This window comes from Halorubellus litoreus (genome assembly GCF_055378595.1).
The window spans coordinates 2,116,997-2,131,813 of sequence record NZ_AP043836.1 but is presented as its reverse complement, the minus strand read 5'-3'; the positions used below and the strand labels follow the sequence as shown (position 1 = coordinate 2,131,813).

Genomic DNA, 14,817 nt, shown 5'->3' with positions numbered 1-14,817 from the left:
TCAGGCGTCGTCGACCGCCGCCCAGAACGCGTCCTGGTCGCCGTCCATGCGCTCGAGGAGCGCACGGAACTCCGCTTTCGTCTCCTCGGTCACGGGCACGTGCACCATCCCCGCGTCGGGCTGGCCGTACACGACGCTCGCCCCGACCGGCGCCACCATCACCGCGGGCAGCACCGCGAGGTCCTCCTCGCCGTCGACGAACACCGTCGTCGGCTCGGCGGCCGCGACCGCGTCACCGAGCGCGCGAACGAGCGCCGCCGAGAGCGCGCCAGCCGGGTTCGCGACCGTCACGTCCGGGTGTACGACCGCGTCGCGGACCGCGTCGTCGACGACCTCGCGCTTCGTGTGCTCGTCGACGACCGCCACGTCCGGCTCCCGGCCCGCCTGCAGGAAGTGATACGTCACGATGTCACCCACCGCGACGAGCGGCCCGTCGACGTCCGCCAGGAGCGCCTCGGCGTCCGTCTCCACGGGCCCGAACGGCTCCTTGAACGCCGACCGCAACGACTCCGGGAGCGTCAACAGCACGTCCGCTTGGCCCGCGGTCTCGTCCGCACCGTCCCCGTCGCCCGCACTCTCGTCCGCACCGTCGTCCACGCCAGTCACGTTACCGGACCTTCAACGCGTACGCGCCCGCTTCCGTGACCTCCATCTCCTCCGCGATCATCGAGGTCTCCGGGTGCGCGATGACGACGTAGCCCGCCCAGTCCTCCGACAGCGACGTCGACCCACAGCTCGGACACTGGTTCGCGTCCGGGTCGACGACGCGATGGCACTCGCGGCAGACGAGGCGATCGTTCGCCATCTAATCACCCGCCTCCGCCTCGCGACCCTGCCGGTCCTCGGCCAACCAGCCGTGCTTCCCGAGCCCCGGCTGCTTCGCCGTGAGCCCGATCTTGGAGTCGCGCGGATTCCGTTCGTCGATGCTCTTCGTCACGATACGCGCTCGAATCGCGTCCTCGACGCCGAGCGTGCGATTCGACTCGCTGGACGCGAGCTGCTGGTTCTCGCCGTCGTACGCGAGGTACTCGTCGCTGATCTGGGAGACGTGCAGCAGGCCGTCGACCGGCCCGATGCCGACGAACGCCCCGAACTCCACGACCTCCACGACCGTCCCGTCGACGACCTCCTGCATCTGCGGGTCGAACGTCACCGCGTCGAACTCCGCCTCGTAGTACACGCCCGGGCGGTTCGGCAACACCGCACCCGTCCCGATGTCGTGAACGTTCACGACCGAGACGACGCTCCCAACGTCTTCGTCCATTCGCCCCTCGAGCTTGTCCTGTAGGAGTCGCTTGACGAGCTCCGGACTGACGTCCGCGAGCTCCTTCGGGGGGACCTCTACCGTATCCTTGAGCCTGACCTTCTTGTACATCGCTATGGTCGAGTGATATCCAGTTTGTTCGTGCCGCGTAATGCTATTACCGGAACGCTCGCGTCCAAGACGCGGTCCCGGAGCGGTTGGTCGTTCGTGACGACGGCGTCGACTCGCCCGTCTTCGGCGAGTTCGACGAGCGCGTCGTCCGCGTACGATTCGGTGGTGTCCACGCGCGTCGTGCGCTCGACGGCGAGGTCGTACCCGACCGACGCCGCAGTGCCCTCCAGCCCGCCGCCGTCGGCGAGCTTCCGGAGTTCCTCGACGACCGCCTCCGGGACGACCGGCTCGGCGTTCTCGACCACTCGGTCGAGTTCGTCGAACAGTCGGACGTCGAGTTCGACCGGCATCATGAGTGCACTGGTGTCGAGCGCCACGCGCATCGGTCCGTCACCCGTCGAGGGTCCCGACGCCGATGAGCCGCCAGCGCGCACCGACGCGACGGTTGATGGCTATCTTCGCGCCCGTCTCCGAGCAGACGGGGCGTTTGAGGTTCACTTCGCACTCGCCGTCGCGCGCGGACGTGACCGCACCGACCGTGGTGGCGGTGCCGACGGTGAGCATGAGCGGTTCACCGGTGTTGATGGGTTCGACCTCGGTCATGTCGTCGCCGACGACGCGGTCGAGCAAGTCGACCGACATCGTGAACGAGTCCCAGACCGGCGGGAGCGAACCGGGCGCGCCCGCGAGCTGGCCGGCGAGCGCGTCACCCTTCGTGAGCGCCGGGTCGAGGCCGGTGCCGACGCCGAGCAGGCCACCGGGCGAGACCTCGTCGACGCTCGTTCCGCCCGCCTGCAGCGAGCGAATCGAGGTCTCGATGGGGCGGTACTCGGTCTGCCCGCCCTCCTCGACCTCGCGACCGGGCTTGATCTCGATCTCGTCCTCGGGCTCGAAGCGCCCGCGGACGAGACTCCCGCCGACGACGCCACCGAGGAGGTCCTCCCACGTGGTGCCGGGGCGGTTGATGTCGAAGCTCCGCGCGCAGTGCAGGAGCGGGTCCGCGTCCGGGTCGCGTTCCGGCGTCGGAATCTCGCGCTCGACCGTCTCGATGAGGACGTCCGTGTTGACGTCCTGCTGCGCGCTGATGGGGACGACGGGGGCGCCTTCGGCGACGGTACCCTCGACGAACTCCTGGATCTGCTCGTAGTTGTCGCGCGCTCGCTCCGCGTCGACGAGGTCGACCTTGTTCTGCGCGATGACGATGTTCTCGATCCCGATGATGTCGAGCGCCATCAGGTGCTCTTCGGTCTGTGCTTGCGGGACGTCCTCGGTCGCGGAGACGACGAGGACGGCGCCGTCCATGATCGCGGCGCCGGAGAGCATCGTCGCCATCAGCGTCTCGTGACCGGGGGCGTCCACGAACGAGACGGTGCGGAGGACGTCGGTCTCGACGTCGTGCTCGGGGCAGGTCTCCTCGACGGTGAACGCTTCGGTGTCGTCGCACTCCGGGCATTTGCGGAACGTCGCGTCCGCGTACCCGAGTCGGATGGAGATACCGCGCTTCATCTCCTCGGAGTGCTGGTCGGTCCACTCGCCACTGAGCGCCTGCACGAGCGTCGTCTTGCCGTGGTCGACGTGGCCGACGAGTCCGATGTTCACCTCCGGTTGTCGGTGTGTTCCTGACATCTTCAAAGAGGAATCTTGGATACGACTACCCTTGTGCGCTTGATAAACCCACCGTTCCTGATTTCGCGCGCGAGGCGCCGCGGCGCCGGTAGCGTCGGGTTACGTGCACCGCCGCGTGGGACGCAACCGGCGCTGGGCCGCGAATCGACTCCACGCCCGACCAGAGAGGATTCGGACCCCTTACACGCCGAACCAGGCGGCGATGCCGAGCGTGGTGACGGCGGCGAGCAGGAGTTGGAGTGGCGCGCCGACGCGAGCGTAGTCGGTGAACTTGTAGCCGCCGGGGCCGTACACCATGAGGTTCGTCTGGTAGCCGATGGGCGTCATGAACGCGGTCGGTCCTGCGAACGTGACGGCGAGCAGGAACGCGAACGGGTCGTGACCGAGGTCGACGGCGGTGCGGGCCGCGATGGGCCCGAGGAGGACGATGCTGGCGACGGGCGTGATGACGTTCGCGAGCAGGCCGGTGAGGAGGTGGAAGGCGGCGAGGATGATGAGGACGTGGAGGCCGCCGATGCCGGCGCCGACGGTCTCGGCGATCCAGGCGGCGCCGCCGGTCGCGTCGAGTGCGGTCGCGAGCGGGAGGACGCCCGCGAGGAGGAAGATGACGTTCCAGGAGACGGCGTCGTAGCCGGCGGCGGAATCGAGCGTGCGGGTGACGAACGCGAGCAGGCAGCCGGCGAGTGCGGTGAGGTAGATGGGGAACGGCGTGAGTGCGGCGGCGAGGACGGCGCCAGCGAGTGCGAGGAGTGCGAGCGGCGTCTTCGGGTCGAGGTCGGGGAGGTCGCGAGCGAACGCGTCCGCGAACAGGCCCTTGGTGACGAGGAGGCTCCCGCGGTCCTGGAGGTGGTCGGCGGCGCCGCCGCTCGCGTGCATGAGGAGGGTGTCGCCGGCGCGGAGTTCGGCGTCTCGCAGGCTTTCGTGGCGGACGTCGCTGCCGCGGCGGATGGCGATGACGGTCGCGTCGAAGCGGTTCCGGAACCCGATGTCGAGCGGGGTGCGGCCGACGAACGTCGAGTCGTTGGGGACGACGGCCTCGTAGAGCGTGCTCGCGGTCCACGGGGCGGCGAGGTCTTCGGCTTCGACGACCTCGCGCGGGAGTTCGCGGAGGCCGTACTCGGTCGTGAACCGGTTGCGTTCCTGGCGGCTTCCCTGGAGCGTGAGGACGTCCCCGGGTTCGAGTGCGCGGTCGGTCTCGGCGGCGACGACGACCTCGCCGTCGCGTTCGAACTGGAGGACGTCGACGTGCGATTCGAGGTCGCCGAAGCGTTCGTCGACCTGCATGCCGACGAGCGCGGAGTCCTCGCGGACGACGGCGACGCCGAGGTAGCGTTCGAGCTCGTAGACGTCGACGAGGTCCTCGGTCGGTTCGATGCGTTCGGGGACGATGCGACGGCCGACGGTGAGGAGGTACGTGCCGCCGACCGCGCAGACGAGGAGGCCGACGGGCGTGAGTTCGAACATCCCGATGGGGCCGTGGTCCATGACACCGGCGGCGGTGAGGTCGGTGGCGATGTCGCTCGCGAGGACGTTCCCGGCGGTCCCGACGAGGGTGAGCGTGCCGCCGAACATGCTCGCGTAGCTGAGCGGAATGAGGAGCTTCGACGGGGAGAGGTGGGCGTCCTCGGCGAGGTCGGTTATCATCGGGATGAAGACGGCGACGACGGGCGTGTTGTTCACGAAGCCGGCGAGCGGCATGGTGGCGGCGATGGTGGCGAGGAGCGTTCGGCGTTCGTCGCCGCGCGTCCAGCGCGCCATGAGGACGCCGAGGTAGTCGACGAGCCCGCTGCGTTGGACGGCTTCGCTGAGGACGTACATCGCGAGGATGGTGAGGACGGCGGGGCTCGCGAACCCGGCGACGGCTTGCTCGGGCGTGACGCGCGTCCACGGTTCGAGCAGCGCGAGGGAGACGAGGATGCCGAGGGCGGTGACGTCGGGTGGGACGACCTCGGTGACGAACGCGAGGAGCGCGAGCGCGACGACGACGAACACGACGAGGGTGCCCGTGCTGAGAGCGGCCATTGCCGTCGGGTTCGCGGGGGTGCGTGATATAAGTCGGCGTCGGCTGGATTCACCGACGGGTCGGCGTCTGTCCCACTCCCCCGGAGTTGATGACAGATTTCCTACCAAAGCTCGTTTTAGCGAACGTTTAGGGCCGATGCGGTCGGATTCGTTCGTATGAGTCGCGCCAGCATCACGGAGTGCGAGGACTGCGTCGAGCCCGCGGAGGCGTTCTCGGTCGTGGGGAACGAGACGCGCCTCGCCATCCTCGAGGCGCTCTGGCAGGCGGATGCGGACGTCGTCCGGTTCTCGCGACTTCGCGAGGCGGTCGGCGTCCGCGATAGCGCGCAGTTCAACTATCACCTCCAGGAGCTCGTCGGGCAGTTCGTCGCGGGCGGCGACGACGGCTACGAGCTGAAGTACGCGGGCAAGGCGGTGGTTCGCGCGCTCCTGGCGGGCGAGTTCACGCACGACCCTGAGTGGGAGGCGTTCGAGATCGACGGCGAGTGCGTCGCGTGCGGGGCGACGCTCGTCGCCGAGTACGTCGACGAGACCATCTGCGTCTCGTGTCCGGACTGCGGGCACGCCCACGGCGAGTACGCGTTCCCGCCGGGCGGGCTCACGGACCGGTCGCGCGAGGAGGTGATGGCGGCGTTCGACCAGCGCGTCCGCCACCTGCACTGTCTCGCCGCGGACGGCGTCTGTCCGGAGTGCAACGGCCGGATGCACAGCGAGGTGGAGCGCGGCGGCGACTGCTGTCTGGGCGCGGACCTCCGCGTCGAGCACGAGTGCGCGCAGTGCGGGCACTCGCTGTGTTCGGCGGTCGGGCTCGTCCTCCTCGACCAGAGCGACGTCGTGACGTTCCACCGCGAGCACGGCGTCGACCTGAACGCGACGCCGTACTGGCAGCTCCCGTGGTGCGTCTCCGACCACCACACGACCGTCGAACGCGAGGACCCGCTGCGGGTCGCGGTGGACGTGCCGCTCGACGACGAGACGCTCCGCGTCGCGCTCGACGCGGACCTGCAGGTGGTGGACGTGGAGCGACACTGACGACCGCGAGCGAACCGTTTAGGTGGGTGTAGAGGTATCTGTCGGAGTCTTCTCGCCCGACCTCGTCTCCGTCACGCGGTTCTCTCCCAACGCTCTTATCGTCCTACCTTGGAACGACGCCACATTACCGAACGGCCGTGACGAGTTCGCGTCCCCGGATGCGAACCTGTCGGGGTCCGCACCTCACGCTCGCATAACTAATCTCGCTGCTCGCCTCGAGGACCGTAGCGCACCGAGCACGAGCGACGGGAGCGCAAAAGAGAGACAGACGACAATGGCAACAAAGACCGGTCAGGAGTCGAACGAACGGATTGCGCGACGATACCCCGAAGAGGTCGTGACGAAGGGCGACATCGACCTCATCGACGAACTCTGCACTGTGGACGTCCTCGACCACAGCCCGCTGGGCGAGCTGCAGGGGCATCAAGAGTTGAAGAATCAGATCGAGATGCTTCGAGGCGGGTTCAGTGACTTCAGTGCGAGCGTGGACGAGGTCATCGCCGAGGGCGATCTCGTCGCGATGCGCGTGACGCTGCGCGGAACGCACGACGGCGAGTTCATGGGGACCGAGGCGACGGGCAAGTCGTTTGAGGTGCCGAACATGATATTCACTCGCGTCGAGAACGGACAGATCGCGGAGCGGTGGGTCGTCCCGGACATGTTCGGGATGCTCACGCAGATCGGTGTCGTGGAGCGACCGACGGCGTAACGCTCTTCGGGGACGCCGGTAGCGACCCGAGCAGTTGTTTTGCGGTGTGTTGGTGGCCGGTGAGTCAGACTTGGGTCCCGTACTGAACGAGATTTCAGTACGAACGCCTACAGAAATGTAATTCAGATTACCCTTATGGTGTCGTGGGCTGTAGGTAGAAGTGAAGATGAACTCCCACCACCACTCCCAGAACGGCCGCAACGCACTCGACGTCCCCAGCCCGGTCGCCCCCTCCGGCCTCGAACTACTCGGTCGCGTCGCCGCACTCGTCGTCGCCGCACTCGCCGTCCTCGCCGGCCTCGCGGTCCTCGCCGCGAACGTCCCCGCCGTCGCCGTCGTCCTCGGGATGCTCGCCGCCGCCGCACTCGTCGTCGCCGTCGTCGCCCTCCCCGTCGCGTTCGTCGCCGCCGTCGGCGCCAGCCTGTAGATCACACCCCTGGCTCCCCTTCCCGTCCCACACATTGATACGCCCGTTCAGCGAACGCAAGAGCGTGTACGACGCAGTCGTGTTCGACGTCGACGGAGTGATCCTTCGACGCCATCCCGACTACCCGTCCGTCTATCGCGACGCGGTCCGCGACGCCTTCCGCGCGTTCGACGTCGACCCGTCGCCCGAGGACGTCGAGTCGTTCTTCGGTGGCGCCAGCAAGTCCCTCGCCGAGATGCGGGCGACGTGCGACCGCCACGACATCGACCTCGAAACGTTCTGGCCGGAACGCGAACGCCGATCCGCGGCCCTCCAGCGGCGCATGATCGAGCGCGGCGACCGGGTCCTCTACGACGACGTGAGCGTGCTGTCGACGCTCGCTGAAACGCACGCCCTCGGATTCGTCTCCAGCAACCAGCACGAGACCATCGAGTTCGTCGTCGAGCACTTCGACCTCGCAGACGACCTCGAGACGTTCCACGGCCGGCGACCGACCGTCGACGGCTTCGAGCGAACGAAACCCGACACCCACTACCTCGACGCCGCGCTCGACGACCTCGAGACGCGCGACGCGCTCTACGTCGGCGACGGCGGACACGACGTCGTCGCAGCACACCGAGCGGGGCTCGACAGCGCGTTCGTGTGGCGCGACCACCGCGACGGCTACGACCTCCCGGAATCACCGACCCACGAGGTCGACCGCCTGACCGACCTCCTCGACGTGATATAGCGCGCCCGACCGCGTCCCGTGCGACCGTCCGACGCGACGACGCTCTCCTGCGCGACCGACCACCGTGGACGCCGTCCCCCGTGGCGAGCGCGACGCTTTTGCCCTCCCGAGCCGTGCCTTCGACCGTGTCCGAGTACGGGTTCGAACTGTCGCTGTGCGCGCACCTGGAGCGCGAGCGAACCGGCGTGCTCGCGCGCCAGCTCGGCGGCGGCGTCCACGCCCCCGGGAACCGCGTGCTCGACGTCGTGCACGTCGAACCCGGCCCCAGCTTCGACGAGCGCGCCGCCATCACCGAGCGGCGCATCCCCGACCCCGCCATCCGCGGGCCCGCCGGCCCCGGCCGCGCCCGCCCATGGCGCGGCGCGCTCCCCGACGACCTCCGTGACGAGTCCGCGCGCCGCATCGCGGACGCCTGCGTCGACCGCGGCTTCTTCGAGCGCGAACGCCGCGGGAGCCGCGAGTACCTCCGCCAGACCGCCAGGTATCCCGACGACTGGTTCGGGCGCGTGCTCGCCGTGGAGAACAAACCCGACCTCGGAACGCCCGGCGACCTGGAACGCCAGCTCCGCCTCGACGTCAGTCTCGCGCTCGTCGACGCGGTCGTGCTCGCGACCGAGAGCCACGTCACGGGCGCGCACCTGAACCGTATCCCCGACGCCGTCGGCGTCTGGCGCTACCACCCCGAGTCCGGCGAACTGGACGTCGTCCGCGACCCCCAGCCGCTCGCCGTGGACGACCCGGGCGTCGAGTTGCTGGACGAGCACCCCGCGCGAACCGACGTCGCCGTGGTCGACGCCGCCGAGAAGCGCGGTGCACGCCGTCGGCTCGCCGAGCGCGCGTACGGGAAGGGCTGGCGGACGTTCGCCCTCCCCGACTGCGAGCGCGTCGCGCCCGACGCCGACCCCGTCGCCGACCACGCGACGCTCCCATACTGTACGCACCACGACCGCGTCGTCGACCCCGCCCGCGACTGCGGCACCGACTGCCCCGGGCACCAGCCCGCGGACGCACCCGACGTCGACCTCGACGCCGAACGCGACGCCCACGGCGCCTGGATTCGCGACCCCGACGGCCGCCGGACGCGCCAGAGCGGCCTCGACGCGTTCGAGTGACGGCGAACAGCCTCAACCGCGGCACGCTCGGGGAGCGCGGGCGACCGCAGGCGACCGGAACCGCAACCGTTCTTGACGCGGCGGTTCTTCCATCGGGCATGGTCGCGTTCGAACTCCGGGACGTCGCTGGCGGCTGGGACACCGCCGCCCTCGGCCCCTCGGACCACGTCGAGTTCACCGTGCACGCCGACGACGAATCCGTCGTCCACACGTACGGCTCCTTCCACCAGCTGCTCCGGCTCTACGACTGCGCGAGCCGCGAGCGCACCAGGCACCCGCAGTTCCTCGGGTACGACCTCGCCGAGCGCGGCGACCGCGTGCACGTCGACCTCCACGGCGGCCGCGTCGAGACCACCTACGGCGACCTCGAGACCGCGCTCGAGGCGTTCCTCGCGGACGTCTTCGACGCGCTCGACGCCCACCCGACGCACGGGTCGCGCGACGACCACCTCGCCACCATCGCCGAGCACGACGTCGCACTCGTCGACGTCCGCGCGCTCTACGACGACCTCGCCGGCGGCGACTGACCGGCCACTGCGCACCACGCGTCCGAACGAGCGCCTTTTACTCGCCCGCCGCGAACCACGAGACAATCGTGGACCTGCACGTGCGGTACGAGGGCGACGACGACCCGAAGAAGTGCACGGCGCGCAAGCTCGAGCGCTTCGACCTCGCAGAGCTCCATCGCTCCGACCGCGCGACGCCGTACGGCGTCGTCCTGAACCCGCACGCCGACACCGCACTGTCGCCAGCCGACGCGGACGTATCGAACCTCGTCGCGCTGGACTGCTCGTGGGAGAGCGCCGGCGAAGCGATGTTCAGCCTCCCCGGCGAGCACCGCGCGCTCCCGTTCCTCGTCGCCGCGAACCCCGTGAACTACGGGAACGCCTTCCAGCTCACGACCGTCGAAGCACTCGCTGCCGGCCTCCACATCCTCGGACACCCAGAACACGCCGAGCGTATCCTCGCGAAGTTCACGTGGGGCGAGACGTTCCTCGAACTCAACGCCGAACCCCTCGACCGATACGCCGCCTGCGAGAACTCCACCGAGGTCGTCGCCGTCCAGGACGACTACCTCGTCGACGAAGAGACCGCGGAGTAGCCGCAGCCGCGTCGACGCGACCGCTCAGGCCTCGCGTCGGAGGCGCTGCACGACGAACTCCTGCTCGAGCTTCCCGAGGAACTGCCCGAGTTGCGGGCCCTCCTCCTCGCCGAAGAACAGCTCGTAGCCCGCACCGAAGAAGTCGCCGATCGGTAGTCCGTTGTCCTTCGCCGTCTCGTAGATCTCCCCCTGGATGGCCTCGCCCTCGTGCCCCTCCTCGACGAAGTCCGCGAGGTCGTCGAGCGCGGCCTCGGTCTCCGCGTCGAAGTCGACGTCCGGGAGGTCCTCGAGGACCGTGTAGTTGTACTCGTTGTCCTGCCGGCTCGCCCAGGTGCGGGCTCGCTCGACGCGCTCGAACGCGCGCTCGACGACCGCGTCGCTCGGGTCCTCGGGGAGGTGCCCCTGCTTGACGGCGTGCTCGACGCGCACGTCGTGGTCGGGGAACATCCCGAGGACCGCCGCGAACGTGTACGGAATCCTCGTCGGGCGCTCCTCCGCGGCCGCGTCGGCGGGGGCGGTCCCGGGGTCGAGGTGGTCGACGAGGAACGGGTACACGCGCTCGGCGCGCTCGCGCTCGTCCTCGCTCGCCTCCACCTCGCCGTAGTACACGCTCTCGAAGCGGTCGAACTCGTCGACGAGCTGGTCGAGGTTGGAGAGCGGGAAGTCCCGCGCCTTCTTCGGGTTCTTCGCGAAGAAGAAGCGCAGTACCTCCGGTTCCAGGAGGTCGAGGACGTCGTCGACGAGGACGACGTGCCCTTCGCTCGAACTGAACGGTTCGCCGTCCAGCGTGAACCACTCGTACACCATCGGGACCGGCGGCTCGTTCCCCAGCAGGTTCCGGGCGACGTCGTCGCCGCTCGGCCACGACCCCTCCGCGTGGTCCTTCCCGAACGGCTCGAAGTCGACACCGAGGACCTGCCACTGCGCGGGCCACTCGAGGCGCCACGGGAGCTTGCCCTCGCGGAGCGTCGCCGTGCCCTCGTGCCCGCACCCGGAGATGACCTGGTCGCCGGCTTCCATGTCCGTGCACTCGTAGTCGACCTCGCCGTCGCTCGCGCGGATGGCAGTGACGGTCTCCGTGACCTTCCCGCACTCCGCGCAGATGGGGTTGAACGGGACGTAGTCGTCGTCGACCTTGTCCTGGTACTCGCGGAGGACGTCCCGCGCCTCGTCGACGTGCTCGAGGACGAACCGCGTGACGGCCTCGAAGTCGCCGTCCTCGTAGAGGTCGGTGTTCGAGACGAGTTCGATGGGGACGCCGAGGGCGTCCGCGCCGGACTGGATGAGGTTCGAGAAGTGCGCGCCGTAGGAATCACAGCACCCGAACGGGTCCGGAATCGCGGTGTAGGGATGCCCGAGGTTCCGGCCGAGCGCGCCCGCGTCGACGTCACCGAGGTCGACGAGATTCCCGTCGAGGTCCGCGAGCTTCCGCGGGAGCTTCCGGAGCGGGTCGCGGTCGTCGCTCGTGAACACCTGCCGGACCTCGTAGCCGCGCTCGCGGAGCACTTCCGCGACGAAGTACCCGCGCATCACCTCGTTCATGTTCCCGAGGTGCGGGACGCCCGACGGCGAGATACCGCCCTTGACGACGATGGGCTCGTCGGGGTTGCGGTCGAGAACGACGTCCGCGACGTGGTCCGCCCAGAAGGCGTGCCGGCGGTCCACACCGTCGTCGGCGCTCAGCGTGTACGGACTGATGGCGTCGTCGCTCACGACGCATCACCGCCCGCTACGAGGGGTCGAATCATACGAGAACGTCCGAGCGAGCCGTTCTTAAGGGTTGTCAACTCCCGAAAGCGCCTCGGAGCCGACGAGAACAGCAGGGAGGGAGGAAGGAAGGACTGGAGACGATGGAAGAACTGGAGACGGCGGAGCGGCCGGGGCGCGTTACTCGGCCCAGTACGTGAGCTGGTCGCCGGCGCCGTCGGGAACGACGTCGGTGCCCTCGTGTTCGCCGTAGCGGACGGCGTCGAGGACGCGCTCGGGGTCGGTGCCGTCGAGGACGATGGTGCGGGTGCCGGCGCGCTGGATGATCTTCGCGGCGAGGAGGTCCACGGGCGCGGAGGACCCGGCGTTCATCTCGAGGCCTGCGATGACGTCGACGAGGTCGGCAGCGGAGAGCTCGGGGTACTGTTCGGCGTCGTCGTCCTCGTTCGGGTCCGCGGAGTACACGCCGGGGACCGAGGTGGCGTACACGAGGAGGTCCGCGCCGACGTACTCCGCGACCGCGGCGGACACCGCGTCCGTCGTCTGGGCGGGCGTGACGCCGCCCATCACGCAGACGTCGCCGTTCCGGAGGACCTCGCCCGCCTCCTCGTAGTCGGTGGCGGGCGCGTTGGCGACGCCGTCGCCGAGCGCGGCGATGAGGAGGCGCGCGTTCAGGCGCGTGACGTCGATACCGAGCTGGTCGAGTTCGATCTCGTTCGCGCCGAGGTCGCGGGCCGCACCGATGTACTCGCGGGCGACGCCACCGCCGCCGACGACGGCCGCGACCTGGCATCCGTCGTCGACGAGCGTCCGAACGGCGTCCGCGTACGCCGCCACGCGCGGGGAGTCGAGGTCGGGCGCGAGGACGCTGCCGCCGATGGAGACGACTACCTTCATGTTACACCCGCATACCCCGGTGGCGTTCATAAGGGTTGCCAACTCGCGTGCGACGGACGCCACATTGGTTTGGGTGTGGCCTTTCGTACCGGGAGCGTTCGTGATACGGTGACCCGTGACGGGAGTCCTGCGAGCGGTCGAACGGGCGGTCGCGGCGGCTGACGACCGTCGGCACGCGCCAATGTGGGACGCGCGAGCGGGATTCGTTCGGCGCGTTCGAGAGCGAAAACAGTGGCTTCGGACCCGATAGCTCGCATTACGCAAACATCTCCGGAACCGCAGTAGGTTCGAGTTTAGAAGCGTTAGAAGCGGTTCTAAAACGTCTAAGCGTCTCTGAGGACTTTGTGAAAGGAGAGCGAATCGACGCGAAACGTGAAATGAACACGAGATGACTCGAAAAAACACTAAACGAACCGAAGGGACTGCCCTTTATAACATCCTCCCGGTGATAGCGATGAGCGAGGCGAACTCACAATGAGCGCAACTACCCAACCCTCCACGGACGACGCGCCGAGCAAGGAAGCCCGCCTGACCGAGTACCTGCGCGAGAAGGCCGCGGACGGCGAGATGTACTTCAAGTCGAAGTTCATCGCCGACGAGGTCGGTCTCTCCCCCAAGGAGATCGGTGCGCTGATGGTCAAGCTCACCGACGCCGCAGAGGACCTCGAGATCGAGAAGTGGTCGTACACGAGCGCGACCACGTGGCGCGTCGAACCCGCCTGAGAGGGCGACGCCACGCCGTCCGAGTCGCATCAGTCACTCTCGCGCGGACCTGGTCCCCGCCGGTCCCCGCACCCCTCCCCCACACCAACACCGACTCTCTCACCCACCCGTCCGCCCCGTCGACGACGGCCACTCCCACGGGGCGCCGTGGGTTTTTACGCGACCACGTCATACCGAGGGATAGATGCAGCCCGGTGACCCCGCTCGGTCCGCGAACTCGCCAGCAGGGGGACGGCCGTCGGCACCGCCCGGCGCGCCCGACCCCGCGGCGTTCGACGACCAGTTCCACACGTACGAGACGCAGGTCATCGACGACGAGGTACGGTACTACGGCGAACCGCTCGGGAGCCCCGAGGCGGTCGTGCGCGACATCTGGGAGGTGTTCCACGAGCACGACCACGAGGTCGAGTTGACGGTCGAAGCCGGACGGTACGTCCTCGTCGCGACCGAGCAGTCCTACGGTATCGACGGCGTTCCCTGGAAGAACGTCGCGCTGTTCCTCGCGACGATCGTCACGACGCTGTTCGTGGGCGCGCAGTGGTACCTCATCGACCCGGTCGCGGACCCCTGGAAGGCGGTGACGACCGCGTGGCCGTTCTCCGCGGCCGTGATGGGCGTCCTCATGACCCACGAGCTCGGGCACTACGTCGCGAGCCGGTATCATCGCGTGAACGCGAGCCTCCCGTACTTCATCCCGTTCCCGAGTCTCATCGGGACGATGGGTGCCGTCATCCGGATGAAAGGCCGGATGCCCGACCGGAAGGCCCTGTTCGACATCGGCGCGAGCGGCCCGCTCGCGGGGCTCGCGGCGACGATCGTCGTGACGACCATCGGGTTGTTCCTCCAGCCGATTCCCGTCGACCCGACGATCATCGACGCCGAGGGCACCATCACCATCAGCCTCGGGTTCCCGCCGCTGATGCACGCGCTCTCGTGGATAACCGGCCAGCCGCTCCAGTACGGGCAGGCGCTGAACGTGAACCCGGTCGTCATCGGCGGCTGGGTGGGTGCGTTCGTCACCGTCCTGAACCTCATCCCGGTCGGCCAGCTCGACGGCGGGCACATCACGCGCGCCGTCTTCGGCGAGAACCAGTCGACGCTCGCCGCCGTCGTCCCCGTCGGCCTGTTCGGGCTCGCGGGCTACCTCCACTACTTCGAGGACATCGCGTTCCAGGCGGTCGCCGTCTGGGTGTTCTGGGGCGTGCTCGCGCTCGTCGTCGGACGCGCCGGCACCGCCGAACCGGTTCGCGACGAACCGCTGGATTCGCGGCGGCTCGCGCTCGCCGCGCTCACGTTCGTCCTCGGCGCCGCGTGCTTCATGCCGGTCCCGGTGCTCGTCTCGACGACGTGACCGC

General features: G+C 68.8%; 17 protein-coding genes. 9 read left to right on the top strand and 8 right to left on the bottom strand.

What is annotated here, in order from left to right; all coding sequences use genetic code 11:
- The 6 genes from ACZ48X_RS14815 to ACZ48X_RS14790 form a co-directional block, all read right to left on the bottom strand.
- Entirely contained in the window at positions 1–606 is a 606-nt protein-coding gene (locus ACZ48X_RS14815; protein WP_336348974.1) for a GTP-dependent dephospho-CoA kinase family protein, read from the bottom strand.
- Position 607: 1 nt separating this feature from the next.
- Positions 608–805, bottom strand: a complete 198-nt coding sequence (gene spt4 / locus ACZ48X_RS14810; protein ID WP_227132394.1) for a transcription elongation factor subunit Spt4 — start codon at positions 803–805, stop codon at positions 608–610.
- On the bottom strand, positions 806–1,375 hold the full coding sequence (locus ACZ48X_RS14805) for a DNA-directed RNA polymerase (RefSeq protein WP_227132396.1): 570 nt from the start codon (positions 1,373–1,375) through the stop codon (positions 806–808).
- Positions 1,376–1,377: 2 nt separating this feature from the next.
- Complete coding sequence (locus ACZ48X_RS14800) at positions 1,378–1,758, bottom strand: PIN domain-containing protein (protein WP_336348975.1); 381 nt, start codon at positions 1,756–1,758, stop codon at positions 1,378–1,380.
- Positions 1,759–1,765: 7 nt separating this feature from the next.
- Positions 1,766–3,001: a translation initiation factor IF-2 subunit gamma gene (locus ACZ48X_RS14795; protein WP_336348976.1), complete on the bottom strand. Its 1,236-nt coding sequence runs from the start codon at positions 2,999–3,001 to the stop codon at positions 1,766–1,768.
- A 180-nt stretch (positions 3,002–3,181) separates the two neighbouring features.
- On the bottom strand, positions 3,182–5,023 hold the full coding sequence (locus tag ACZ48X_RS14790) for an SLC13 family permease (RefSeq protein WP_336348977.1): 1,842 nt from the start codon (positions 5,021–5,023) through the stop codon (positions 3,182–3,184).
- Between the two features lie 156 nt (positions 5,024–5,179).
- Between ACZ48X_RS14790 and ACZ48X_RS14785 the strand changes: the two genes are divergently transcribed.
- From ACZ48X_RS14785 to ACZ48X_RS14755, 7 genes are all read left to right on the top strand, one after another.
- Positions 5,180–6,055 (top strand): DUF7351 domain-containing protein, encoded by an 876-nt coding sequence (locus ACZ48X_RS14785; protein ID WP_336348978.1) that lies wholly within the window; start codon positions 5,180–5,182, stop codon positions 6,053–6,055.
- Between the two features lie 274 nt (positions 6,056–6,329).
- Positions 6,330–6,764: an ester cyclase gene (locus ACZ48X_RS14780; RefSeq protein WP_336348979.1), complete on the top strand. Its 435-nt coding sequence runs from the start codon at positions 6,330–6,332 to the stop codon at positions 6,762–6,764.
- Between the two features lie 166 nt (positions 6,765–6,930).
- Positions 6,931–7,191, top strand: a complete 261-nt coding sequence (locus ACZ48X_RS14775) for a hypothetical protein (RefSeq protein ID WP_336348980.1) — start codon at positions 6,931–6,933, stop codon at positions 7,189–7,191.
- 64 nt (positions 7,192–7,255) lie between these two features.
- Positions 7,256–7,921, top strand: coding sequence for an HAD family hydrolase (locus ACZ48X_RS14770; RefSeq protein ID WP_336348981.1), 666 nt, complete (start codon positions 7,256–7,258; stop codon positions 7,919–7,921).
- A gap of 125 nt (positions 7,922–8,046) precedes the next feature.
- Positions 8,047–9,033, top strand: coding sequence for a DUF5787 family protein (locus tag ACZ48X_RS14765; protein ID WP_336348982.1), 987 nt, complete (start codon positions 8,047–8,049; stop codon positions 9,031–9,033).
- Between the two features lie 98 nt (positions 9,034–9,131).
- The gene (locus ACZ48X_RS14760) at positions 9,132–9,560 is read left to right on the top strand and encodes a hypothetical protein (RefSeq protein WP_336348983.1); all 429 of its coding nucleotides are present in this window, start codon (positions 9,132–9,134) and stop codon (positions 9,558–9,560) included.
- Between the two features lie 68 nt (positions 9,561–9,628).
- Positions 9,629–10,135 (top strand): DUF367 family protein, encoded by a 507-nt coding sequence (locus ACZ48X_RS14755; RefSeq protein WP_336348984.1) that lies wholly within the window; start codon positions 9,629–9,631, stop codon positions 10,133–10,135.
- Between the two features lie 24 nt (positions 10,136–10,159).
- Here the strand turns inward: ACZ48X_RS14755 and lysS are convergent, their stop codons facing one another.
- Together lysS and pyrH are read right to left on the bottom strand one after the other, a co-directional pair.
- Positions 10,160–11,848: a lysine--tRNA ligase gene (lysS, locus tag ACZ48X_RS14750; RefSeq protein WP_379761785.1), complete on the bottom strand. Its 1,689-nt coding sequence runs from the start codon at positions 11,846–11,848 to the stop codon at positions 10,160–10,162.
- A 174-nt stretch (positions 11,849–12,022) separates the two neighbouring features.
- Entirely contained in the window at positions 12,023–12,739 is a 717-nt protein-coding gene (pyrH, locus tag ACZ48X_RS14745; RefSeq protein WP_336348985.1) for a UMP kinase, read from the bottom strand.
- 474 nt (positions 12,740–13,213) lie between these two features.
- Between pyrH and ACZ48X_RS14740 the strand changes: the two genes are divergently transcribed.
- The gene (locus tag ACZ48X_RS14740; RefSeq protein ID WP_227132412.1) at positions 13,214–13,462 is read left to right on the top strand and encodes a DUF7123 family protein; all 249 of its coding nucleotides are present in this window, start codon (positions 13,214–13,216) and stop codon (positions 13,460–13,462) included.
- Positions 13,463–13,646: 184 nt separating this feature from the next.
- Complete coding sequence (locus ACZ48X_RS14735) at positions 13,647–14,813, top strand: site-2 protease family protein (protein WP_336348986.1); 1,167 nt, start codon at positions 13,647–13,649, stop codon at positions 14,811–14,813.
- The last annotated feature ends 4 nt before the right edge of the window (positions 14,814–14,817 follow it).